The sequence below is a fragment of the Actinophytocola sp. genome, from assembly GCF_035762905.1.
Taxonomy (GTDB): domain Bacteria; phylum Actinomycetota; class Actinomycetes; order Mycobacteriales; family Pseudonocardiaceae; genus DASYTH01.
The window spans coordinates 50,274-73,415 of record NZ_DASUCC010000101.1 but is presented as its reverse complement, the minus strand read 5'-3'; the positions used below and the strand labels follow the sequence as shown (position 1 = coordinate 73,415).

Genomic DNA, 23,142 nt, shown 5'->3' with positions numbered 1-23,142 from the left:
GGTAATATCTGCGAAGGATGAGACCATCACGAGGTGATCGAGACACCTGTCGGGACCGACCTGCCCGAGGCCGCGCGGTCCGCCTCCCCGCGGCCCGGACCGGAGCGCGGACCCAGCGCCCGCGCCTACCTGTTGATGGTGCTCGGCCTCTACGCCTTCGATCAGGGCGATGCCGCCTGGACCCAAACGATCATCGAGGCACTCGCCCTTACCGGGTTCGAGGACAAGGCCGCACGCAAGGCGCTCGCCCGCACCGCCGAGGCCGGCCTACTCGCCGCGCGGCGCGACGGACGCCGCACCCGCTGGCAGCTCACCCCCGCCGGCCATGACTACCTCAGGACCGCCAAAGCGCGGCTCTTCGCCCCCGGCCCGGACGCCGACTGGAACGGCGACTGGCTGATCCTGCTCGCCAGCGTCCCGGAAAACCACCGCAACCTGCGCCACCGGCTGCGCACCTCCCTCGGCTGGGCCGGCTTCGGCTCCCTCGGACCCGGTGCCTGGATCAGCCCACACCCCACACACGCCCGCGAAGCCCGGCACATCCTCGACACCCTCGGTGACCCCATCCACGGCACCCTCATGCACGCCCGCCTCGACGATCCCGACGAACGCCACCGCCTCGTCGCCCAAGCCTGGGACATCCCCGACCTCGACCAGCAGTACCGCGCATTCCTCGACCACTTCGAGCCCGTCTCCCCCCGTTCCCCCGGCGAGGCCCTCGCGCAACTCAGCCACCTGTTCTACCAATGGCGCCGCCTCCTCCTCGTCGACCCCGGCCTGCCCCCCGCCCTGCTGCCACCCGACTGGAGCGGTGAACACGCCCGCCGACTCCTGCTCAACCGGCACACCACCTGGCACCCCACCGCCATCACCTGGTGGCAGGACCAGGAAAACAGGAAGTAGGGCGGCGCCCGGCGACCAGGTGACAAAAACTGCGGCGAGTGCGCGTCGGCGCTACCGTGAATCGTCGACGCCGACGACGTCGAGGCGGTCGGCAAGGCGAGTATCCAGTCGTACCGGGGTGAGGTGGTCGAGCGCCAGGCGGCGCCACCCCGACCAAACGTTCTCGGTTCCTGCGTGGACGCTGCCTGGCGAACATCGAAGCGTCCACCGCAAACTCCGGAGGACGATGATGCGCACGCTGTCCAGCATCATTCCCGAAACCGCACTGACCGAAACGGCCCACTTCGTCGCAGCCGGACTGTCCGGTGGCGACACCGACCCGGTGCGAACCCTTGCCACCAACCGATCCGCGCGGTTCCACGCGGCCACCTGCCCACTGCACGGCCTGCTCGGCGAGCACCACTACGTCCGGCTGCATCCCGGCGGGGAGCAGGCGACCGAGGTCGCCCTGCTGGTCTCCACGGTGCCGCAAGAGTTGGCCGACTCGATGCCGGACCCGCTGGCGCTCGAGCTGCTCGGCCGCTGCTTCCCGGTGTCCGTCGACGGTGTGCTGCCCGACGAGTTGATGCCCTTCCCGTTGCCCTTCGCCACCTTCGGCGTGACCCCGCTCGAGGCGCTCGACACGGGCGCCGTGGTGGCCAGGCGGTCGCCCGATGCGGTCCCGCACGTGGTCCGGGCCTGGATCGCCGCCGCAGGCCGCTGAGCTCGCGGCGGGCGAGACCTCAGATGTCGTCCACCCGGGCCGTGAGCACGTCACCCCGGGTGTTCAAGGCGATGAGCCGCACCCGCAATCCCAGGGCGTCGGCCGTGGTGTTGAACTGCGTCGAGGTGTGCAGGGTGATCGGGATCGTCCGGTGCCGCTTGGTCAACCTGAGGTGCACGGTCGCGTCACCCTCCCAGAAACACACCTGACCCGGCCGGCACCGCGAGTCGTCGGTGACGGCCGCAAAGGTCACCTTGACACCCCGGCCCTTCACGATCGCCGACTCGCCCAGCTCGAGCGAGAACCTCGACCCCACCGTGATGACCTTCGGATGCGTGGCCGAGGTGTCGGCCGAGCTGTAGCCGACCCCACCCAGGCCGACGAGCGCCGCCATGACCGTGACGGAAACCCAGCCTCGCAACATCGAAACCACTCCCGCCGGCCTGGTCCGCGAGCCCCGCGAACCTCCCAGGTACTCCGACCGGCCACAACGTACGCGCGCAACGTCCAGACTGCCCGGCGGATCACGCCATCGGGTTACACCCCTCGAGCGCTACCGCAGTTCGAATGCGCTGCGTAGGCCCTCGGGTGCCGGGTGGTCCACCGGCTGACGAATTCACTTGACAATTCGCCTTTTTCTCACGTCGCATCCTCCGCCTGAGGGATCCCGGACAGTGGTGGCCGAGTGCTAATCTTGCCGTGCCTCTATGCCGCGTTTTCGGAGCGGCTTTACGACTATTCCTTGGCCTCAATTGGAGTGGAACGTGACCGATCTTGTGGAGCCCGCGCAACTCTCCGAAAATGGTCGGCCACAGCTGAGTCTGGCGACCGAGGCCGCGCGAAACCTGGCCACCACGACCAAAACCGTGCCGCAGATGCAGGCGATCACCTCGCGGTGGTTGCTGCGGTTGTTGCCGTGGGTGCAGGCGTCCGGCGGGGTGTACCGGGTGAACCGGCGGTTGACCTACCAGCTCGGCGACGGCCGGGTGAGCTTCACCAATGTCGGAGCCGATGTCCGGGTCATTCCGCAGGAACTCCGCGAGCTTCCGATGCTGCGTGGATTCGAGGACGACGACGTGCTCGTCGCGCTCGCCGACCGGTTCGAACAACGGGAATTCGCGGCCGGCGAGACTTTGGTCGAACGCGGCACGCCGGCGGATCAGATCATTCTGATCGCGCACGGCAAGGTGAACAAGATCGGGGTCGGTCCGTACGGCGACGACACCGTCCTCGGCGTGCTCGCCGACGGCGACCAGTTCGCCTACCAGGCCGTCCTGGAACGGGGCGACGCCTGGGACTTCACCGCCCGGGCGGTCACCAGGACCACGGCCCTGGTGCTGTCCCAGAGCTCCTTCGAGGAGCTGGTCGGCCAGTCCGATGCGTTGCGCGCGCACATCGCGGCGTTCACCTCCGGCCCGAAGCCGGCGCACAACGACGCGGGCGAAGCGGCGATCGCGCTCGCGGCCGGGCACACCGGCGAGCCGGAGCTGCCCGGGACGTTCGTCGACTACGAGCTCACGCCGCGGGAGTACGAGCTGAGCGTCGCGCAGACCGTGCTGCGCATCCACACCCGGGTCGCCGACCTCTACAACGAGCCGATGAACCAGGTCGAGCAACAGCTCCGGCTGACCATCGAGGCCCTGCGCGAGCGCCAGGAGCACGAGATGATCAACAATCGGGAGTTCGGCCTGCTGCACAACGCGGACCTGTCCCAGCGCCTGTCCACCCGCACCGGTCCGCCCACTCCGGACGACCTGGACGAGCTGCTTGCGGCGGTGTGGAAGGAGCCGACGTTCTTCCTGGCCCACCCGCGCACGATCGCCGCGTTCGGCCGGGAATGCACCCGGCGCGGGGTCTACCCGCAGGCCATCGACGTGCAGGGACACCAGGTGCCGGCCTGGCGGGGCGTGCCGCTGTTCCCGTGCAACAAGATCCCGGTGTCCGGCACCGGCACCAGCTCGGTGCTGCTGATCCGCACCGGGCAGGAGCGGCAGGGCGTGATCGGCCTGCACCAGACCGGAATCCCGGACGAGTACCAGCCGGGCCTCTCGGTGCGGTTCATGAACATCAACGAGCAGGCGGTCATGTCCTATCTGGTCAGCGCGTACTACTCGGTCGCGGTGCTGGTCCCGGACGCGCTGGCCGTGCTGGAGAACGTCGAACTGGGCCGGATAGATGGCTGAACCGAACGGCGCGGCGCTCAGCCTGAGTACCGCCGCCGCCCGAAACCTGGCCAGCACCACCAAGACCGCACCCCAGATGCGCGGCAGCACCCCGCGCTGGCTGCTCCGGGCACTGCCCTGGGAACAGGTTTCGGCCGGCACGTACCGGGTCAACCGCAGGCGCACCTACCCGGTCGCCTCCGGCCGGGTGAGCTTCACCTTCGTCGGCACGGACTTCCGGGTCGTCCCGGCGGAGCTGCGCGAGCTGCCGGCGCTGCGTGGCTACGACGACGAGGACGTGCTCACCGCGCTCGCCGACCGGTTCGAGCAGCGCGAGCTGCGGCCGGGTGAGCAGGTCGCCGAGCACGGCCGGCCGGTCGAGGCGCTGATCCTGATCGCGCGCGGCAAGCTGCACAAGATCGGCACCGGTGCCTACGGCGACCCCAGGCTGCTCGCTGTGCTGTCCGAGGGGGACTTCGTCGGCGAGACCACGCTCGACGGGCAGCCGGACAGCTGGCCGTTCACCGTCCGCGCGATCACCCCGTGTGTGGTGCTTTCCCTGCCCCGACAGGCATTCGCGGACCTGTCGGAGCAGTCCGGGTCGTTGCGCCGCCAGGTGCAACGGTTTCGCACCGCACGCCGGCCGCCGCGGAACAAGCGCGGCGAGGCCGACATCGAGCTGGCCGCCGGGCACACCGGCGAGCCCGACCTGCCCGGCACGTTCGCCGACTACGACACCGCGCCCCGGGAGTACGAACTGAGCGTCGCGCAGACCGTGCTGCGCATCCACACCCGGGTCGCCGACCTGTTCAACCGGCCGATGAACCAGCTCGAGCAACAGCTTCGGCTGACCGTCGAGGCGCTGCGCGAACGCCAGGAGCACGAGCTGGTCAACAATCCCGGGTTCGGGCTGCTGCCCAACGCCGACCCGGGCCAGCGGATCCCCACCCGGACCGGCCCACCCACCCCGGACGACCTGGACGAGCTGCTGTCCCGCCGGCGCAAGTCCCGGTACTTCCTCGCCCATCCGCTGGCCATCGCGGCCTTTCACCGGGAATGCACCGACCGCGCCGTCGATCCGGGCAGCACCGAGGCGCACGGCGCTCGGTTCACCGCCTGGCGCGGGGTGCCGATCCTGCCCTGCGACAAGATTCCGATCAACCCCGCGGGCGTCACCTCGATCATGGTGATCCGCACCGGTGCGGACAGCCAGGGGGTGGTCGGGTTGCACCGGAAGGGAATTCCGGACGAGATCGAGCCGAGCCTGAACGCCCGGTTCATGGGGATCACCGCACAGGGGATCATCTCCTACCTGGTCAGCGCCTACTACTCGGTCGCCGTTCTGGTGCCGGATGCGTTGGGGGTACTGGAGAACGTCGAACTCGGCAGGGTGGCATGACGACGCTCGAGGGGGCCGCCGCCCGGCCCGCGGCCGAAGTGCTGGCGGCCTGCCGCGCCATGGTGTCCCCGGCGCTGCGCTCGGCCGTGGACACGTTGCCCAGCACGGCCCGGCACCTGGCCGGCTACCACTTCGGCTGGTGGGACCAGCACGGTGCACCGACGCCGGCGCACGGTGGCAAGGCGCTGCGGCCGGCGCTGGTGCTGCTGGCCGCCGAGGCCGTGGCGGGCCCGCCGGTCGCCGCGGTGCCGGCCGCGGTGGCGGTGGAGCTGGTGCACAACTTCTCACTGGTGCACGACGACGTGATGGACCGCGACCGGATCCGCCGGCACCGGCCGACCGTGTGGGCCACGTTCGGGATGAGCGCGGCGATTCTGGCCGGCGACGCGCTGCTGACCCTGGCTCTCGACGTGCTGGCGGCCAGCGGCCATCCCGCGGCCCGGACCGGGCTGCGGATGCTCGCAGGCGCCGTGCAGGATCTCGTCGCCGGCCAGTGCGCGGACGTCGATTTCGAGCAGCGGCACAGCGTCGGCCGGGCCGAATGCGAGGCCATGTCGGCCCGCAAGACCGGTGCCCTGCTCGGCTGTGCCGCCGGGCTCGGCGCGCTGTACGGCGGCGGCACCCCGGACCGGGTCGACCGGTTGCGGGCGTTCGGCGCACACCTGGGGCTGGCGTTCCAGCATGTCGACGATCTGCTTGGCATCTGGGGAGATCCGGCGGTCACCGGCAAGCCGGTCCATTCCGACCTGCGGGCCGCCAAGAAGACCCTGCCGGTGGTGGCCGCGCTGACCTCGGGCACCCGGCCCGGCGAGGAGCTGGTCGAGCTGTACCGGAGCGGGCCGCCATTACCCGAGGCCGAGCTGGCCAGGGCGGCCGACCTGGTCGACCGGGCCGGCGGCCGCTCGTACTCCCGGAACGAGGCCGCCATCCACCTCGACCGGGCGCTGCACGAGCTGGTCACCGCCGTGCCCGCATCCCGGGCCGTGGCCGACCTGAGCTCACTCGGCCGCCACGTCACCCGCCGGGACCATTGACCGCGAAACAGAGGGAAAGTCGTCGCCGATGGACGGTCAACCGTTCGAACTGCCCGAGTTCTACGTGCCGTACCCGGCACGGCTGAACCCGCAGCTGGAAGGCGCGCGCCGGCACAGCCGGGAATGGGCGCGCGAGCTCGACATGGTCGACGTGCCGCAGCGGGGCACGGTCATCTGGACCGAGCGGGATCTCGACTCGCACGACTACGCGCTGCTGTGCGCCTACACCCATCCGGACGCCACCGGGCCCACGCTCGACCTGGTGACCGACTGGTACGTCTGGGTCTTCTACTTCGACGACCATTTCCTCGAGCTGTACAAGCGCACCCGCGATCTCGCCGGCGCCAAGGAGCACCTGGCCCGGCTGTCCGCGTTCATGCCGGTGTCCGGTGTGGTCACCGAGGAGCCGACGAACCCGGTGGAGCGCGGGCTGGCCGACCTGTGGGCGCGCACCGTCGCGCACCGGTCGGCCGGCTGGCGGCGCCGGTTCGTCGAGAGCACCCGCAACCTGCTCGACGAGTCGCTGTGGGAGCTGGCCAACATCAGCGCGGAGCGGGTGCCCAACCCGATCGAGTACATCGAGATGCGCCGCAAGGTCGGCGGCGCGCCGTGGTCGGCCAACCTGGTGGAGCACGCGGTGAACGCCGAGGTGCCGGACCGGATCGCGGCCAGCCGGCCGATGCGGGTGCTGCGGGACACCTTCTCCGACGGTGTGCACCTGCGCAACGATCTGTTCTCCTACCAGCGCGAGGTGGAGCGCGAAGGCGAGATCAACAACGGGGTCCTCGTCCTGGAGCGGTTCCTCGGCTACCCGACCCAGCGCGCCGCCGACGCCGTCAACGACGTGCTCACCTCCCGGTTGCACCAGTTCGAGCACACCGCGATCACCGAAGTTCCGGCGCTGTGCGACGAGCACGGTCTCGACCCGGCCGCCCGGCTCGACCTGTTCGCCTACGTCAAGGGCCTGCAGGACTGGCAGTCCGGCGGCCACGAGTGGCACCTGCGATCCAGCCGCTACATGAACCGGCGGGCGGACCTCGCCCCGGGTGTCCTCGGTGGACCGACCGGGCTGGGCACCGCGGCGGTACGGATACCTGCCTCGGTCCTGCGCACCGCCCCGCAGCGGATGCGCGCCTTCAGCCACGTTCCGTTCCAGGTGGTCGGGCCGACGCCGGTGCCGGACTTCGACCTCCCGTTCGCTCTGCGACTGAGTCCACACCTGGACACCGCCCGCCGGCTCAACGCCGAGTGGACGCGCCGGACCGGGATCCTCGGCGAGGCGGTGTGGGACGAGCACAAGCTGGACGCGTCCGACCTTCCGCTGTGTGCGGCCGGGATCCATCCGGACGCCACCGTGGAACAGCTCGTCCTGTCCTCGAACTGGCTCACCTGGGGCACCTACGCCGACGACTACTTCCCGATCGTCTTCGGGCGGTTCGCGGATCTGGCCGGCGCCAAGGTCTGCGTGGCGCGGCTGACCCAGTTCATGCCGGTCGGGCCGGAGCCGACCCCGGTTCCGGTCACCGCGCTGGAGCGCGGCCTCGCCGACCTGTGGGCGCGCACCGCCGGTGCGATGACCGCTGGCGACCGGACCGAGTTCCATTCGGCCGTGGTGGACATGCTGGACAGCTGGCTGTGGGAGCTCGCGAACCAGGCGCAGCACCGCATCCCGGATCCGGTCGACTACATCGAGATGCGCCGGGACACGTTCGGCTCCGGGCTCACCGCGAGCCTGTCCCGGCTGCCCCACGGAAAGCGGGTGCCGGCCGAGGTCTACCGCTCGCGCCCGGTGCGGGCCATGGAGAACTCGGCCATGGACTACGCCTGCCTGCTCAACGACGTGTTCTCCTACCAGAAGGAGATCCAGTTCGAGGGCGAGATCCACAACGGCGTCCTGGTGGTGCAGCACTTCTTCGACTGCGACCGGGACCGCGCACTGGACGTCGTCGCCGACCTGATGTCCTCGCGCCTGCGCCAGTTCCAGCACGTGGTGGCCACCGAGCTGCCGGCGTTGTGCGACACCGCGGAGCTGGACCAGGACGCCCGCGCGGAACTGGTCGGCCACGCCCGCCGACTCGAGGACTGGCTGGCCGGAATCCTGAACTGGCACAAGGAATGCCGCCGCTACGACGAGGCCGAGCTGCGCACCCATCCGCTCCCGGCGACCGGTTCGGCCTTGGAGTTGCTCAAACACCGCGCGGCCGGACTCCGGTAGAAATCGGGAGTGCTCATCACCTCCCGGTCGGCCGCGGAGTACCGGGCGATGTTCGACCTGACCGCCGGCGAGCTGGCGGCCGGCTCGGTGCTGGACTGCTGCGCGGGTGGATCCAGCCTCACCGCCGAGACGGCCGGCCGGGTGCTGGCCGTCGATCCCGCCTACGCGCTCGGCCCGCGCCGGCTCGCCGCCCGGGTGCTGGCCGCGCTGGCCGACGGCGACCGGATCATCAGCGCGCACGCCGACCGGTTCGAGTGGAGCTGGTACGGCGATCCCGGACGCCGCCACGCCATACGCACCGCCGCCGCCCGCGCCTTCCTGACCGACCTTCGCCGCCGCCCCGGCCGCTACGTCGCGGGCGCGCTGCCCCGGCTGCCACTGGCCGACGCCAGCGTCGATCTGGTGCTCTGCTCCCATCTGCTGTTCACCTGGTCGGACCGGTTCGGCCTGGACTGGCACCGGCGGGCGCTGGCCGAGCTGATCAGGGTGGCCCGGCACGAGGTGCGGCTCTTCCCGCTGGTCGTCCAAGGCACCGGCGAAACCGTGCCGTTCCTGGAAACCCTCCGCGCCGAGCTGCACGGCCTTGGGCACCGGACCCGCCTGTGCCCGGTGCCCTACCGCTTCCAGCGCGGCGCCGACGAGATGCTGCTGGTCGAGAGGGCCCCTAGCCAGTAGCTGCCTGGAGGGCGTCCACGCGGCCTTCGCCGAAGTAGGAGTTCACCGCGGTGCTGCCGGTGCAGCGGGCGTCGCCGGTCGGGCAGCGCAGGTTGTCGGCCTGGGTGGCGAGCCGGGAGCGCAGGGTGGCCGGGGTGGCCGCCGGGTCGACGCTGGCCAGCAGGGCGGCGACGCCCGCCACGTGCGGGGAGGCCATCGAGGTGCCGGACAGCGAGCCGTAGCCGCCGCCGGGCAGGGTGGAGAACACGCCGCTGCCCGGTGCGGCCAGGTGGATCTTGTTGGTGCCGAAGTTGGAGAACGACGCCTTGGCGTTGCTCGAGGTGATCGCCGAGACGCTGACCACCCCGGGCAGTTCGGCCGGGATGCTCAGGCAGGAGTTGGTGACCGTGCGCAGGACCGGGGTGGAGTCGTCCGGACTGGTGCTGTCGGTGGTCTTGGCGGCCAGGTTGTAGTTCTCGTTGCCGGCGGCGGCCACGTTGAGCACGCCGCGACCCTCGGCGTAGGCGACCGCGCGCCGAGTGCCCTCGAGAATCGCGTCCTGGTCGAGGTTGTTGGGGCAGTTGAACAGCCACGGGTCGGTGTAGTAGCTGTTGTTGGTCACGTCCAGGCCCACGTCCCCGGCGAAGACGAAGGCGCACACGGTGTTCTCCGGGAAGAACAACGTGGTCTCCACTTCGGCGATGCGCACCGAGGAGATCCGGACCGAGGGCGCGACGCCGACCATGCCCCGGCCGTTGCGGGCCGCGGCGACGGTGCCGGCGACATGCGTGCCGTGCAGGTGTACCGGACGCCACGCGCCGGGCCGGGTGTCCAGCCGGCCGTAGGCGCACGAGGCCGATCGGGTGGCGTCGAAGTTGGCCCGCAGGTCGGAGTGCTGGTCGTCGACGCCGGTGTCGAAGATGCCCACGGTGACCGACGGCGAGCCGGGGTTGACGTCCCACGCGCGGTTCGCGCCGATCTGCGACATGTCCGTGCGCACCGGCTCGCTGGTCGGCGGGGCCTGCTGAGCCGGCGACGGCGGGATCGCCGGGTCCGCCGCGCTCGCCGGCACGTCCGACGTGCGGGTGGCGCCGACCTTCTGCACCCCGGCCACCCCGCGCATCGTGGCCGCGAACGTCGTCGACGTCGAGTGCGCCACGAGCACGCCGATCGCGTCGTAGCCGGCGTACACCGTGCCGCCGTTGGCCGACACCGCGGCCCGGGCGTCCGCCGTGGCGTTCGGGGCGGTGATCACGAAGTAGGCCCGCAGCCCGGCCAGCGGTGCCCCGGCGGCGGTGCCGGAACCGGCCACGGTCAGTCCGGTGACGAGCCCGATGGCGAGGGCGGCCGCGGTGGCGGCGCGTCGGAGCAGCACGATGTCCTCCAGGAAATGCGGACGTCCGGTACTCGAAGATGACATCGGACCCGGCCGGTCGGAACGTTCGGCGGCAAAAGTGACTCCATTCGGGTGACATCGCCGGGGGTACCGGGCTGAATCGGTTCCGGGGGTGTCGCGTCACCGGAACGGGGTTCTCGTCGTTGAGCCGGTCGACAGTCGTGGTGGCCTTGGAGGTGCCCATGTCCGGCCGTGGATCGCGTCCCGCTTCGCTTCGGACGGCCGTGCTGGGCACGGCGCTCGCGCTCGGTGCACTGGCCCTGCCAGCGCCGGCGGCCGCCGCGCAGGTGCCTCTGGCGCCGGTGTCGGCCTCGCTGGCCGCGGTGCTGGCCACCGCGGCCGACCCGCTGCCGATGACCGTGCTGGTGCACGCGGCGGACGTGACCGCGGCCGGCGAGGCCGCCCGCACGTCCGGCCTGACCCGGCTGGCCGCTTTCGACCGGATCGGCGTGGTGGTGGCCAGCGGCACCGCCGGGCAGGTGCGCGCCGCCCGGGCGACTGCCGGGGTGCGCTATCTGGAGCACAACGACCCCCTGCGGTACTTCGCCAGCACCGGCACCACCGCCACCCGCAGCCGGGAGGCGCGGCAGACGCTCGTCGGTGCGGACGGCCGGTCGCTGGACGGCACCGGGGTGTCCATCGCGGTGATCGATTCCGGAATCGACCCGACCCATCCGGCGTTCGCCGGAACCGGCGGGACGACCAGGGTGGTGCGCAACCTCAAGAGCGCCTGTGTGGACGAGAGCAGCCTGGCCACCGACTGCGTCCTCGACCTGTCGACCACCGTGGACACCGACACGCTTTCCCTTGGCGGGCACGGCACCCACGTCAACGGCATCGCGGCGGGCAACCCGCTCACCCTCACCGGCGGGACCACCGTTGGCGGCTCGGCGCCCGGGGCGAAGATCGTGTCCATCTCCACCGGCGCCGTGATCCTGATCGTCGGTGCGGACGCGGCGCTGAACTGGGTGCTGGAGAACCACGCCGCGCCGTGCGGGGCCGGGGTGCCGGCCTCGGTCTGCCCACCGATCAAGGTGATCAACAACTCCTACGGACCGTCCGGCGGCGGCGAGTTCGACCCGGCCTCGGCCACCGTCCTCCTGCAACGGGCATTGGCCGCCGAGGGCGTGGTCACCGTGTGGGCCAACGGAAACGACGGCGGTGACGGCTCGGCCAACGTGTCCAACCCGCCCGGTCAGGACCCGACTCCGGGAATTCTGTCCGTCGCGTCCTACAACGACCTGAGCACCGGCACCCGGGACGGTGCGGTGTCGACGTTCTCCTCGCGCGGTGCCGCGGCCAGGACGGCGACCTGGCCGGACATCTCCGCACCGGGCGAGAACATCATCTCCGCCTGCCGGCTCTACCTGCCGATCTGCGCCACCGGGTTGCAGCCGCACAACGGCCCGGGGCCGCTGGACATCGGCACCTACAACGTGATCAGCGGAACATCGATGGCCGCGCCACAGATCACCGGAATCGTGGCACAGCTGTTCCAGGCCAACCCGAACGCCACCCCGGCCGAGATCGAGAACGCGCTGAAGTCCACCGCGTACAAGTACACCGCCGGTGCGGCGTACCAACCGGTCGGTTCCTACACCTCCAGCTTCGACAAGGGCACCGGACTGGTCGACGCGGTCGCCGCCGCCGGCGCGCTCGGCGCCCATTGACGACCGGAAAGGCTGACGATGAGTGGCGATGGCCGTTCCGTGCATCTGGTGGGAAGTTTCCCGGCGGCGGACGCCGAACAGGCGATGCGGGAGGCGGCTACCCGGCTCGGGTCGCGATTACGGACCCTGCCGGATGGTGAGACGGGTGATCGTCGCAACTGGATCGTGCACATCCTCGAGTCGATGCGGGCACATCCCGATCTCGAACCGCGCCGGGACGGCGATTTCTCCGACTATGACCACATGTTGAGTTTCCGCGTGCGGCGCGGGCACACATTGCGCGGGGACACCCTGGACTTCGGTCATGTCGCGGCGTACGACGCCAATGTCGAGATCTTCCGGAAGATCATCGCGGAGGTCGGCCTGCCGGAACTGACCTTTCAGGTCGGGGTGCCCGGGGACCTGGACATGGCACTGTTCACCCTGGGACCGCTCGGCGCGGTGCGCCACCGGCGCGCCTTCACCGAGGCGACGGTCCGGGAGATCCGCGAGATCCACCTGCGGGGCAACTCGTCCGTACTGTTCCAGATCGAGGTTCCGGTCGAGTTGGTCTTCGTGGCCAGGATGCCCGGGCCGCTGCGGCCCGCGGCGGCGGCGTTGCTGTCCGGCGGCATCGCCCGGCTCGCCGGCCGCGCCCCGGCCGGCGCCCGGTTCGGCATCCACCTGTGCCTTGGCGATCTCGGCAACCGGGCACTGGGCACCATGCGGGATGCGACCCCGGTGGTGGCCCTGACCAACGCGATCCTGAAGCGGTGGCCGCGGGACCGGCCGATGGAGTACGTGCACGCGCCGTTCGCCGCCGGGAACCGGCCGGCCCCGCTGCACCCGGAGTACTACCGGCCGCTGTCCCGGTTGCGGCTGCCGGCCGGCACCCGGTTCGTCGCCGGCATCGTCCACGAGGACCGGGATCTCGCCGAACACCGACGAATCCTGGACATCGTCGAGCGAACCCTGGACCGCAAGGTGGACGTGGCCACGGCGTGCGGGCTGGGCCGCCGCACGCCGGACACCGCCAACAAGATCATGGAACTGGCCGCCCAGCTGACCTGACCGTCCTATGTGGATGGACGAAGGAACACCGGCGGATGCATGGCGGTGAACGCCGGCGGCCGCGGGGCGTCGACGAACGTGGGGAAGTCGAACACCAGCTGGAAGTCCGCTCCGAGCCCGACCGCCGCGCTGTTGAGCCGGCCGGGTGCGGTGTTCGGCCAGGAGCCGGCCTCGATCCGGGTCAGCAGCGTGCGCAGCGCGACGATCTCCTCGGCGGCACTGAACGCGCAGTGCGTGGCGCGGCCGACGAAGAGCTGGCGCAGCCGCGCCGGATCACCGTGCCGGGCCACCTGCCCGGCGTACCACCGCTCGTGGTCCGGCCCGGCCACGTCCGCGGTGTTGTGCAGGGTCAGCACCGGAACCGGAGTGCTCCCGCGCGGCACGCCGAACCGGTACATCCAGCCAAGCGCCGCCGGATCCGGGGCGATCCGCGGCGCACCGCCAAGGCGGTTCAGGTCGGCGTCCAGGTCGAGTCCGGCGGCCCGGTAGGCCTCGGCGACCAGGTCGCGCCCTGCGGAGCGGGCGAACTGGTGGCGGTAGTCGATTCCGATGTTCCAGGACGGGTTCCCGCCGGCCCGCCGTTCGAGGTCGACCCGGCCGGTCGGACCGAACGTGCTGACGTACACGTCCGCCGCGGCGGCAAGGGCCTGGATCCGGTCGACCAGGGCGGTCGGCCGCGGCTGGTGCGCCGAGTACCAGTCCGGCACGTTGCCCACCGCCCCGGCCAGCGCCAGTCGGGCCCGCCCGGCCGGCGTGGTCAGCGCCTGCGCCACCGCCGCCCGCAACGCGGCCGCGCTCCCGGCCGGGTCGCTCGGCCGGACCAGCTCGATGTCCTGTCCGGGCGCCAGCAACGTGCTGATCGCGAAGGTGACATCCAGCGAGATGTTCCAGGACCCGTTCAGATCGAGCGGCCCGCACATCGCGAGCACGCCGTCGAACCGGCCGGGGTTGCGCTCGGCCAGCAACACCGACAGCGCCGCGCCCATCGACTGTCCGCTGGCGACCGTGCGGCGCGGATGGCCGACGTTGCTGTCGAACCAGTCCAGCAGGGCGAGCTGGTCGACCGGTGCCCGGTCGTACACCGCGCCGGTACGGCCCTGGAAGTCGGAGCCGGCCAGCGCGTAACCGTGCCCGAGCAGCCACGTCTCGGTCTCGGCCCGCAGCGAGAGCCCGATGCCGAACGCCGGCAGGCCCTCGGGGTAGTAGGGATGGCTGAACAGCACCAACGTGCCGTTCCAGCGGTCGGGAACCTCGACGCGGTAGTCCGCGCCGTCGATGGTCCCGGTGTAGCTGCGTCGCCCGCCGGTGTCGGCCTGCCCGGTGACCGTCCCGGCGGCCAGCACCACGACCAGCATGGCAGCCAGGAACCCCAGTTTCCTGAACATGATCTCTCCTGTCGGATCCGCGATCTCACCCCAGTCCGGAGCCGGCGACGCGGAGCTAGCCGGCCCGCGAGAACCTTACTGCGCGGACGTCCATCTGGCGGAGCGGTTCGGGAGCAGCACCGAACCGAGCGCCACCACCGACACCACCGCCCAGACGCCCTCCAAGAGCAGGAATCCCCACAGCTCGCCGAGCAACGCGTCCACCGCGAGCACGCCCGAACCCACCGCGTTGAGCACCAGATAGCTTCGCGACTTCGGATCAAGCTTGCCGAGCTGCGCCAGCGTGAACCCGCCGAGCACCAGCAGCGATCCCGCGATCTGAACGAGCTGCCCCACGACACCCTCCACGTGAGCGTCGTCTTGACCCACCGGGTACGGCGCACATCTCGTCCGGGGCGCACCGAAGGTCGGCCGCCACCGCCAGGATCGCACACCCGACGGGCCGCATCCGCCGATGGTGACCGACGCTACGTTGTTCCCATGGAGCAACGGATCATCGGCCGGCTCGGTCGTGCGGTGTCGGTCGTCGGGCTGGGCACCTGGCAGCTCGGTGCGGACTGGGGCGCGGTGGACGAGGACGTCGCGCTGGACATCCTGGCCGCGGCGGCGGACTCCGGGGTGAACTTCTTCGACACCGCCGACGTCTACGGCGACGGCCGCAGCGAGCGACTGATCGGCGCCTTTCTGCGGGGTGCCGGCGGAAATGTCATGGTGGCGACCAAGATGGGCCGGCGGGCGCCGCAGGAACCGGCCGAGTTCACCCTGGACAACTTCCGGGCCTGGACCGACCGCTCCCGGGCCAACCTCGGCGTGGACACGCTCGACCTGGTGCAGCTGCACTGCCCGCCGACGCCGGTGTTCGGCACGGACGCGGTCTTCGACGCGCTGGACACCCTGGTGGCCGAGCGCCGCATCGCCGCGTACGGGGTGAGCGTCGAGACCTGCGCCGAGGCGCTCACCGCGATCGCGCGGCCGGGCGTGGCCAGCGTGCAGATCATCCTCAACGCGTTGCGCCGCAAGCCGTTGGAGCGCGTGCTGCCGGCCGCCGCGGCGGCCGGGGTCGGCATCATCGCGCGGGTTCCGCTGGCTTCCGGCCTGCTGTCCGGGCGGTTCGGGCCGGACACCGCATTCGGCGCCGACGACCACCGCAACTTCAACCGGCACGGCGAGGCGTTCGACGTCGGCGAGACGTTCTCCGGTGTGGACTACGCAACCGGGATCGAGGCGGCCACCGAGTTCGGCGCGCTGGCCCCGCACGGCACGACCCCGGCGCAGCTCGCGCTGCGCTGGGTGATCCAGCAGCCGGGCGTCACCACGGTCATCCCCGGGGCCACCAGCGTGGCGCAGGCCAGGGCGAACGCGGCCGCGGCGACCGTGCCGGCGCTGCCCGATCCCACTTTGGCGGCGATCGAGGACCTGTACGACCGCCGGATCCGCGCGGACGTGCATCACCGCTGGTAAGGTTGTTCGTTCATAGCACGTATGTACGCATAGCGAACACCACGGAGTGCGGCGATGCGGATACTGATGTGCATGGTGATCGTGGCCGGGCTGATTCTCGGTTCCCCGGCGGCGCAGGCGACACCGGACGTGACCGTGCTCAAGGACGTGGCGTACGCGCCGGCACAACCGGCCGGCAGCCAGGGACACCTGCTCGATCTCTACCTGCCGCGCACCCGCGGACCGGTGCCCCTGGTGATCTTCTCGCACGGCTCTGGCTGGCTGGCCGAGAACGGCCGCCAGGACGCCGACATCGTGGCCGCCCGGCTCAACCCGCGTGGCTACGCGGTGGCCGGGGTGGCGATCCGGTCCAGTCGCAACGCGATCTTCCCGGCACAGCTGCACGACATCAAGGCGGCCATCCGGTTCCTGCGGGCCAACGCGGCCCGCTACCACCTGGACCCGCACCGGTTCGGGATCATGGGTGAGTCCTCCGGCGGCTGGACCGCCGCGATGGCCGCGGTGACCGGAGACCGGCCGGGTCTGGAGGGCGACGTCGGGGTCCGCGGCCCGTCCAGCCGGGTGCAGGCCGCGGTGCCGATCTACCCGCCGACCGACTTCCTCCAGATGGACCGGCACATGCTGCAGGACTGCGTGCCGTTCAACGAGACCTTCGGGCTGACCGACTGCCACGCCGACCCCGCCTCACCCGAGTCCCGGCTGCTCGGCTGCGCCATCGGCACCTGCCCGGACCGGGTGGCCGCGGCCAACCCGGTCACCTGGGTCAGCCGGCGCGACCCGCCGATGCTGATCATGCACGGACAGCAGGACCTGCTGGTTCCCTGGCAGCAGAGCCCGCTGCTGTTCAACGCCGTCCGGCGGGCCTGCGGCACCGCAACCCTGGTGCTGCTCCCCCGCGGCGAGCACGGGCAGTGGAACGAGTACCTCACCGACCCCGCGGTCAACGCCGGCGCCGTTGCCCGGCACACCGGACGCTGCGGCAGCAACCGGGCCGAACCGGTCCGGCTCAGCTGGGGTTATCTGGCCGACTTCTTCGACCGCGCCATGTTCCGGTAGGTGTCCCGGATCGTCTCCCACGCGGCGCGCACGTGCCGCTGCTCGGTTCCGGTGCCACCCAACGCCATCCTCAGCACGACCCGGCCGGACACCTTGGTGTGGGTCAGGTAGAGCGCGCCGCTGGCGTTGAGGTGCTCCATCAGCCGCAGCGTGGCGTCGTCGGCGGCGCCCCGGTCGCCGTTGTGGTCGGGCCAGCGCGGGCGCAGGCAGACCAGGCCGAGGTGCTGCGGCTCGTGCAGCTCGAAGTCGGGGTCCTCGGCCACCCAGCGCGCGAGCTCGGTGGCCTGCGCCACACCGGTACGGATGTGCTCGCGCAGCCCCTCGGCGCCGTACCAGCGCAACACCGCCCACAGCTTCAGCGCGCGGAACCGCCGGCCCAACGAGATCTGCCAGTCCCGGTAGTCGACCACCGCGCCGGAGGCCGTGGCGGCGTTGCGCAGAAACTCCGGCGTGATGGCCAGCGCGCCGGTCAGCGGCGCCCGGTCGGCCACCCACAGCACCGTGCAGTCGAAGTTGGTGAGCAGCCACTTGTGCGGGTTGGTCGCGTAGGAGTCGACGTACTCGGGCACGCCGTCGTTGAGCCAGCGCAGCTCCGGACACACCGCGGCGACCCCCGCGTACGCGGCGTCGACGTGCAGCCACACCCCGTGCCGGCGGCACACCTCACCGATCGCCCGGACCGGGTCGACCGCCGCGGTCGAGGTCGTGCCCACGGTGGCGCAGACCATGACCGGCACCGCCCCGGCCGCGCGGTCCTCGGCGATCGCCCGGTCCAGCTCGGCCGGATCCATGCCCAGCGTCTTCTCGTCCACGCCGACCGTGCGGACGTTCTCGGCGCCCACCCCGACGATCCGGGCCGCCTTCGCCACCGCCGAGTGCGTCTGCGTGGACACGTACAGGGTGTGCCGGCCGGTGATCCCCCCGTTGGCCACCTCCCCGCCGCTGACCCGGTGCAATCCGGCCAGGATCGCCAGCAGGGTCGCACTCGACGCCGAGTCCTGGATCACCCCGCCACCGGCCGTGTCGGTCCGGAAATGCTCCGGCAACCCGAGCAGCTCGGCCAGCCAGTCGACCACCACCGTCTCCAGCTCGGTGCAGGCCGGGCTGGTCGCCCACAACATGCCCTGCACCCCGAGGCCACTGGACAGCAGATCACCGAGAATCGCCGGCCCGCTGGCGTTGGCCGGAAAGTAGGCGAAGAAGCTCGGATGCTGCCAGTGCGTGATCCCCGGCAGCACCACCCGGTCCAGGTCGGCCAGCACCCCGTCGAACCCCTCCCCCCGCTCCGGCGGATGCGCCGGCAGCGCCGCCCGAACCGCGCCGGGTTGCACCTGCGACCGCACCGGATGCGCCTCGATCCCGGCCAGGTAGTCCGCGATCCAGTCGACCACCTGCCGGCCGTGCCGGCGGAACTCCTCAGACGTCATGTGCGGCAACGGGACCTCCCCTTGGTGAGTTCCGGCCCAGCATGTCTCACCTGTTCGTGGCACTGGTCAATGGCCCCTGTTCGGGGTGCTTCCCGATCGTGTCGTCCCTCGTGGACCCCCGTCACATCGAAACATGGCCGGCGATATGTACGGGTTGTTGAATCTTGCGCAGCCGCCGGCGGCGGACCGACCCCGGGCGATCGGCGGCTGACGGGGGAGGTAACCGAATGATGACTGACCGTAATGGCGCTGCCTGCGCGGTATTGGATCGGCCGGCGCCGGTGACGGCGCGCGTACCGGTGGTGCGGATCGTGCTGGCCGATGATCACGACGTGGTTCGGGAGGGCCTGCGGGCGCTGTTCACGCCGGTGACCGGGATCGAGGTGGTGGCCGAGGCGGAGACCGTGCGGGACACCGTCGCCCAGACCGTGCGGCACCGGCCGGACGTTCTGCTCCTCGGGTTGCAACTACCACAACACCGGGTCAGCTCGGTGATCAAGGAAGTGCTCGCGCAGAACCCCGGCGTGGCGGTGCTGGTGTTCAGCACGCGCGACGACGACGCGACCGTGGCCGTCGCCATCCGCGCGGGCGCGCGGGGCTACGTCGGCAAGGCGACCGCCAAGGCCGAGATCATCCGGGCGGTGCGCGGTGTAGCCGCCGGCTGGGCGGTACTCAGCCCGCGGGTCGCCACCGTGCTCGCCACGATCATGTCCAACACCCCGGATTCGGACGCCCGCGCGTTCCCCGGCCTCACCGCCCGCGAGTACCAGATCCTCGACCTCATCGCCACCGGCATGTCCAATGTGGCCATCGCCCGCCGGCTCACGCTGTCCGCGAAGACCATCAACAACCACGTGTCCCGCATCTTCGCGAAACTCGGCGTCGCCGACCGGGCCAACGCCGTCCTCCGGGCCAGAGACGCCGGCCTCGGCCACCTCCCATAACCCCCGACGAGTCCCCACCCCCAACACCCGAGCCGCCGGTTCCGGCACCCGATCTGCCGAACCCAGCAACCGAATACCCAGCCCCAACACCCGAGTCGCCGACTCCAGCAGCTGAGTTCCCAACCCCAGCAACCGATTTCCCAGCTCCAGCAACCGATTTCCCAGCTCCAGAAACTGAGTTGCCGACTCCAGCAACCGATTTCCCAGTTGCGGACTCCACCAGCTGAGTTCCCAGCTCCAGCAATCGGGTTGCCAGCCTCAGCACCCGGTTCGCCGGCTCCACGGCTGAGTTCCCAAGTCCAGCAGTCGAATTGCCGGTTCCACCAGCTGAGTTATCAGTTCGGGCAACTGGGTTGCCAGCTCAGGCGGGTCGACCGCCGGTTCCGGTGCGCGGGGTGGGCCTGGTGCCGTTCCCGGCTGCGTCGGAACGCCCGGGATGGTCAACCCGGCGGGGCTGGGCCCGGCGTTCCGCAGCACGACTGTGGGCAGGTGCTCCGTGCACATCGCCGGGGCTCGGCCTGCCCACAGCCGTGCACCGAGCCGCCCGCTCACCTTTTGCCCCCGTGAGTCGCCGGCTCCAGCAGCTGAATTGTCAATCCGGGCAACCGGGTTGCCGGCTCGGGCGCGGTGAACTGCCGATTTCAAATCGTGCAGCCTGCGGCCGCCGCTGCGCCGCTGCGCGGCGCTGCCGCCGCGCAGCGGCGGCAGCTCGGGTGCCGGGTCGGCAGTTCGGGTGCCGGGTCGGCAGTTCGGGTGCTGGGGTCGGCCGTTCGGGTGCCGGAGCCGGCCGTTCGAGTGCCGGAGCCGGCAATTCACGTGCTGGAGCCAACAATTCGCGTGCTAAGCCGGGGATTCGGGTGCTGGGGAACTCGGGTCCCGGAACCGGCGGCTCGGGTGTTGGGGTCAGCAGTTCGGGTCCGGAACCGGCGACTCGGGTGCTGGGGTCAGCAGCTCGGGTCCCGGAACCGGCACCTCGGGTGCTGGGGTCAGCCGTTCGGGTCCCGGAACCGGCGGCCCGGGCGTTAAGGGCGGGAACTCGGGTGCTGGGGGCGGCAGTTCGGGGTGCCGAGTCGGCAATTCGGGTGCTGGAGATGGGGATTCAGGTGCTGAGGGTGGGAACTCGGGTGTTGGGGATGGGAACTCGGGTGCCGGGAGCGTTGGGGTGGATACGTGGGGTGGGTGGGAATGTGCCCGGGTTTGGTCGGGCAGGGTCCCGGCCGGATGGGGAGTGGGATCCCCTTCGGATTGGGAGAGGTGGGCGCGATTAATGGTGCGTGAATGGTGAGTGGGGTGGCGACCTTGCGGGGATTGCCGCGCGGCTGAGCGGACGGTTCGGGAAGGCCGCGCATCGGTGGGTGGCGGGGTTGCCTGAGCGGTTGGCGGAGTTGGCTGCGTTGTGGGGGGTGGACCTGGGGGCGGAGGTTGGCGCTGGGAACTCGGCTGTGGTGGTGGGGTGTTCGGGGGCGTTGGGGGACGCGGTGTTGAAGGTGTCGCCGGATGCGTGGGCGGTGGACGAGGAAGCGGCGATGATGCGGCAGTTTGCGCCCAGTGGGCGGGTGCCGGCGGTGTGGGGGGCGGTCCGGGGGGCCGTGCTCTATGAGGCGGTGCGGCCGGGGGTGGCGGTGGCGGACCTGGAGCGGCTGCCGGGGGTGGCGGCGGCGGAGATGGGGGTGCTGCCGGAGACGGGGGTGGCGCCGGAAACGGGGGTGGCGCCGGAGATGGGCGCGCTGGCGGACACGGGGGTACTGCCGGAAACGGGGATGCCGCCGGAAACGGGGGTGCCGCCGGAGATGGGGATGCTGGCGGACACGGGGGTACTGGCGGGAACGGGAGTGCTGGCGGGAACGGGGGTGCTGGCGGGAACGGGAGTGCTGCCGGGGGTGCTGCCGGGAACGGGAGTGCTGCCGGGGGTGCTGGCGGGAACGGGGGTGCTGCCGGGGGTGGCGGAGTATGGCGCGTTCTTGAGTGAGCTGCACGGGGTGGGGGATCCGGGGGTAGCGCCGCGGGAGTTGGGGGATTGGTTGGACGTTCTGTTCGGGTCGGCGGAGCGGCGGGGGGCGGAGCTGTGCGAGGCGCGGAAGTTGGCTGGGGAGTTGGTTGAGAGTACGGCGGATCCGGTGTTGTTGCATGGGGATCTGCATTTGGGGAATGTGTTGATTGCGGATGGGCGGGGGTTGGTGGCGATCGATCCGATGGCGTGTCGGGGGGATCGGTGTTTTGACGCTATCGATTTCGTGTTGGCGGGGCGCGATCGGGTCGACATGGCGCGCCGGTGTGATGAGTTGGCCGGGTTTGCCGGTCTTGATCCGGAACGGCTGGACGCGTGGTGCCGGGCGGCGGCGCCGATCGGGGCCAGCAACATCGACGATCCTGGCCGGCGGGGCGAGTTGCTCGCGTTCGGGCGCGGTGGGCACTGAGTCAGAGTCAGAGTCAGAGATATCCCTGGAGTTGTGAGAATGTCCAATCTTGCCACGCTGTCCGCCCGCATTGTGCCGACGGATCCGTTGCGGCGGAAGCTCATTGCGATACGGCTGGCTGAGTCGATCGGTAAAGGCATCTTTCTGAGCGGCAGCATCGTGTACTTCACGCTGCATGTCGGGCTGACCGCGCGGCAGGTCGGGCTCGGGCTGTCGGCGGCCGGGATGTCCGGGCTGATCTCCTCGGTGACGTTCGGCATGATCGCCGACCGGGTGGGGCCGCGGCGGTTGCTCACGATCATCTTTTTGGCCCTGGCGGTCGGGTTCGGCTCCTATTCCCTTGTGGACAGTTCGGCGGCGTTCTTCATCGTGGTCATGTGTGTCGGGTTCGTCGAGTACGGGACCAGCCCGACGAACAGCGCGCTGATCGGGACGCTGGTACCGGCCAACGAACGGGTTCGGCTCAAGGCGCTGATGCGCTCGGTGTTCAACATCGGGTTCAGCGTCGGCATCGGGGTGGCCGCGGTCGCGGCGCTGAGCCGGAACCTGCTGGTGGTCATCCCGCTGACCACCGCGGCGCTGATGGTGGTGGCCGCCATGCTGGTGACCCGGCTGCCGGAGGGCGAGCCCAAGCCGGTCCCGGTCGGCTTCCGGCGGTTCGCCGCCGTCCGGGACCGCGGGTTCCTGCGGGTGATCGGGGTGTCCGCGGTGCTGGCCTCGCACATCACCCTGGTACTGGTGACCCTGCCGCTGTGGGCGCTGACCCACACGCCGGTGCCGCACTCGGTGGTGCCGCTGCTGCTGATCTTCAACACGGTGTTCGTGATCCTGTTCCAGGTGCGCGCGAGCAAGGGCGCGGACACCGTGGCGGGTGCCAGCCGCCTGGCCCGCCGCTCCGGGATCTGGCTGGCCGGCGGCTGCCTGGTCGTCGCCGTCACGGCGCTGGACGACAACGTGGTGCTGCTGACCGGTGCCCTGATCGCCGCGATGCTGATCATGTCGGTGGCCGAGGTGATGCAGTCCGCGTCGGCGTGGGGGCTCGGTTTCGGGCTGGCCCCGGAGCACGCGCAGGGCGAGTACCTCGGCGCGTTCGAGCTGAGCGTGATCACCCAGAACATCGCCGGACCGGCGCTCCTGTCCGGAATCGTTGTGGCGTACGGCTTCTGGGGATGGACGGCGATCGCGGCGGTGGTGCTCACGGCCGCCGCGGCGGTCGTGCCGGTGACCCGGCGCCGCGCCGCCCTGGTACCCGCGGGGGTGAGCTGA

Annotated in this window: 19 protein-coding genes and 1 riboswitch; of the genes, 14 read left to right on the top strand and 5 right to left on the bottom strand. The window is 71.0% G+C overall.

All coding sequences use genetic code 11. From position 1 onward, the window contains the following. Window positions 1-33: 33 nt before the first annotated feature. Together VFV67_RS22635 and VFV67_RS22630 are read left to right on the top strand one after the other, a co-directional pair. On the top strand, window positions 34-903 hold the full coding sequence (locus tag VFV67_RS22635; RefSeq protein ID WP_326472615.1) for a PaaX family transcriptional regulator C-terminal domain-containing protein: 870 nt from the start codon (window positions 34-36) through the stop codon (window positions 901-903). A gap of 229 nt (window positions 904-1,132) precedes the next feature. After that, window positions 1,133-1,606, top strand: a complete 474-nt coding sequence (locus tag VFV67_RS22630; RefSeq protein ID WP_326472614.1) for a hypothetical protein — start codon at window positions 1,133-1,135, stop codon at window positions 1,604-1,606. A gap of 19 nt (window positions 1,607-1,625) precedes the next feature. On the opposite strand, the gene VFV67_RS22625 is transcribed toward VFV67_RS22630, so the two are convergent. Beyond that, entirely contained in the window at window positions 1,626-2,000 is a 375-nt protein-coding gene (locus tag VFV67_RS22625; RefSeq protein ID WP_326472613.1) for a hypothetical protein, read from the bottom strand. Between the two features lie 313 nt (window positions 2,001-2,313). On the opposite strand from VFV67_RS22625, the gene VFV67_RS22620 reads away from it, so the two are divergent. From VFV67_RS22620 to VFV67_RS22600, 5 genes are read left to right on the top strand one after another with little or no spacing between them, the layout of a single operon-like run. Further along, entirely contained in the window at window positions 2,314-3,789 is a 1,476-nt protein-coding gene (locus VFV67_RS22620; protein WP_326472612.1) for a family 2B encapsulin nanocompartment shell protein, read from the top strand. After that, window positions 3,782-5,167 (top strand): family 2B encapsulin nanocompartment shell protein, encoded by a 1,386-nt coding sequence (locus VFV67_RS22615; protein WP_326472611.1) that lies wholly within the window; start codon window positions 3,782-3,784, stop codon window positions 5,165-5,167. Before VFV67_RS22620 ends, VFV67_RS22615 begins: the two co-directional genes overlap by 8 nt. Continuing rightward, complete coding sequence (locus tag VFV67_RS22610) at window positions 5,164-6,201, top strand: family 2 encapsulin nanocompartment cargo protein polyprenyl transferase (RefSeq protein WP_326472610.1); 1,038 nt, start codon at window positions 5,164-5,166, stop codon at window positions 6,199-6,201. Before VFV67_RS22615 ends, VFV67_RS22610 begins: the two co-directional genes overlap by 4 nt. A 28-nt stretch (window positions 6,202-6,229) precedes the next feature. Continuing rightward, window positions 6,230-8,416, top strand: coding sequence for a terpene synthase family protein (locus VFV67_RS22605; RefSeq protein WP_326472609.1), 2,187 nt, complete (start codon window positions 6,230-6,232; stop codon window positions 8,414-8,416). A gap of 9 nt (window positions 8,417-8,425) precedes the next feature. Then, on the top strand, window positions 8,426-9,091 hold the full coding sequence (locus VFV67_RS22600) for a methyltransferase domain-containing protein (RefSeq protein ID WP_326472608.1): 666 nt from the start codon (window positions 8,426-8,428) through the stop codon (window positions 9,089-9,091). On the opposite strand, the gene VFV67_RS22595 is transcribed toward VFV67_RS22600, so the two are convergent. After that, complete coding sequence (locus VFV67_RS22595) at window positions 9,081-10,445, bottom strand: S8 family serine peptidase (RefSeq protein WP_326472607.1); 1,365 nt, start codon at window positions 10,443-10,445, stop codon at window positions 9,081-9,083. The two genes, VFV67_RS22600 and VFV67_RS22595, sit on opposite strands and share 11 nt — an antisense overlap. 203 nt (window positions 10,446-10,648) lie before the next feature. Between VFV67_RS22595 and VFV67_RS22590 the strand changes: the two genes are divergently transcribed. Then, on the top strand, window positions 10,649-12,136 hold the full coding sequence (locus VFV67_RS22590) for a S8 family serine peptidase (protein ID WP_326472606.1): 1,488 nt from the start codon (window positions 10,649-10,651) through the stop codon (window positions 12,134-12,136). A gap of 48 nt (window positions 12,137-12,184) precedes the next feature. Next, window positions 12,185-13,186, top strand: coding sequence for a hypothetical protein (locus tag VFV67_RS22585; protein ID WP_326472605.1), 1,002 nt, complete (start codon window positions 12,185-12,187; stop codon window positions 13,184-13,186). Window positions 13,187-13,191: 5 nt separating this feature from the next. Here the strand turns inward: VFV67_RS22585 and VFV67_RS22580 are convergent, their stop codons facing one another. Next, complete coding sequence (locus tag VFV67_RS22580; protein ID WP_326472604.1) at window positions 13,192-14,571, bottom strand: alpha/beta hydrolase-fold protein; 1,380 nt, start codon at window positions 14,569-14,571, stop codon at window positions 13,192-13,194. A gap of 75 nt (window positions 14,572-14,646) precedes the next feature. Continuing rightward, on the bottom strand, window positions 14,647-14,907 hold the full coding sequence (locus tag VFV67_RS22575) for a CBU_0592 family membrane protein (protein ID WP_326472603.1): 261 nt from the start codon (window positions 14,905-14,907) through the stop codon (window positions 14,647-14,649). 13 nt (window positions 14,908-14,920) lie between these two features. Further along, window positions 14,921-14,989, bottom strand: a riboswitch (guanidine-III (ykkC-III) riboswitch). A 62-nt stretch (window positions 14,990-15,051) separates the two neighbouring features. Between VFV67_RS22575 and VFV67_RS22570 the strand changes: the two genes are divergently transcribed. Both VFV67_RS22570 and VFV67_RS22565 read left to right on the top strand, forming a co-directional pair. Then, on the top strand, window positions 15,052-16,032 hold the full coding sequence (locus VFV67_RS22570; protein ID WP_326472602.1) for an aldo/keto reductase: 981 nt from the start codon (window positions 15,052-15,054) through the stop codon (window positions 16,030-16,032). A 54-nt stretch (window positions 16,033-16,086) separates the two neighbouring features. Beyond that, a complete protein-coding gene (locus tag VFV67_RS22565) occupies window positions 16,087-17,088 on the top strand; it encodes an alpha/beta hydrolase (RefSeq protein WP_326472601.1) in 1,002 nt (333 codons plus the stop codon). Here VFV67_RS22565 and VFV67_RS22560 read toward each other — a convergent pair. After that, window positions 17,049-18,515, bottom strand: a complete 1,467-nt coding sequence (locus VFV67_RS22560) for an aminotransferase class I/II-fold pyridoxal phosphate-dependent enzyme (protein WP_326472600.1) — start codon at window positions 18,513-18,515, stop codon at window positions 17,049-17,051. The genes VFV67_RS22565 and VFV67_RS22560 overlap by 40 nt on opposite strands. A 281-nt stretch (window positions 18,516-18,796) precedes the next feature. On the opposite strand from VFV67_RS22560, the gene VFV67_RS22555 reads away from it, so the two are divergent. The 3 genes from VFV67_RS22555 to VFV67_RS22545 all read left to right on the top strand — a co-directional run bounded on the left by VFV67_RS22555 (window position 18,797) and on the right by VFV67_RS22545 (window position 23,142). After that, the gene (locus VFV67_RS22555) at window positions 18,797-19,459 is read left to right on the top strand and encodes a response regulator transcription factor (RefSeq protein WP_326472599.1); all 663 of its coding nucleotides are present in this window, start codon (window positions 18,797-18,799) and stop codon (window positions 19,457-19,459) included. A gap of 1,487 nt (window positions 19,460-20,946) precedes the next feature. After that, a complete protein-coding gene (locus VFV67_RS22550) occupies window positions 20,947-21,876 on the top strand; it encodes an aminoglycoside phosphotransferase family protein (protein ID WP_326472624.1) in 930 nt (309 codons plus the stop codon). Between the two features lie 39 nt (window positions 21,877-21,915). Continuing rightward, on the top strand, window positions 21,916-23,142 hold the full coding sequence (locus VFV67_RS22545) for an MFS transporter (RefSeq protein WP_326472598.1): 1,227 nt from the start codon (window positions 21,916-21,918) through the stop codon (window positions 23,140-23,142).

Excerpts from the sequence above, each read along its gene's own strand:
- VFV67_RS22580 (WP_326472604.1), bottom strand. The coding sequence starts at position 14,571 with ATGTTCAGGAAACTGGGGTTCCTGGCTGCCATGCTGGTCGTGGTGCTG.
- VFV67_RS22590 (WP_326472606.1), top strand. The coding sequence starts at position 10,649 with ATGTCCGGCCGTGGATCGCGTCCCGCTTCGCTTCGGACGGCCGTGCTG.
- VFV67_RS22605 (WP_326472609.1), top strand. The coding sequence starts at position 6,230 with ATGGACGGTCAACCGTTCGAACTGCCCGAGTTCTACGTGCCGTACCCG.
- VFV67_RS22545 (WP_326472598.1), top strand. The coding sequence starts at position 21,916 with ATGTCCAATCTTGCCACGCTGTCCGCCCGCATTGTGCCGACGGATCCG.
- VFV67_RS22625 (WP_326472613.1), bottom strand. The coding sequence starts at position 2,000 with ATGGCGGCGCTCGTCGGCCTGGGTGGGGTCGGCTACAGCTCGGCCGAC.
- VFV67_RS22570 (WP_326472602.1), top strand. The coding sequence starts at position 15,052 with ATGGAGCAACGGATCATCGGCCGGCTCGGTCGTGCGGTGTCGGTCGTC.
- VFV67_RS22615 (WP_326472611.1), top strand. The coding sequence starts at position 3,782 with ATGGCTGAACCGAACGGCGCGGCGCTCAGCCTGAGTACCGCCGCCGCC.
- VFV67_RS22565 (WP_326472601.1), top strand. The coding sequence starts at position 16,087 with ATGCGGATACTGATGTGCATGGTGATCGTGGCCGGGCTGATTCTCGGT.
- VFV67_RS22620 (WP_326472612.1), top strand. The coding sequence starts at position 2,314 with ATGCCGCGTTTTCGGAGCGGCTTTACGACTATTCCTTGGCCTCAATTG.
- VFV67_RS22560 (WP_326472600.1), bottom strand. The coding sequence starts at position 18,515 with ATGACGTCTGAGGAGTTCCGCCGGCACGGCCGGCAGGTGGTCGACTGG.
- VFV67_RS22610 (WP_326472610.1), top strand. The coding sequence starts at position 5,164 with ATGACGACGCTCGAGGGGGCCGCCGCCCGGCCCGCGGCCGAAGTGCTG.
- VFV67_RS22630 (WP_326472614.1), top strand. The coding sequence starts at position 1,133 with ATGCGCACGCTGTCCAGCATCATTCCCGAAACCGCACTGACCGAAACG.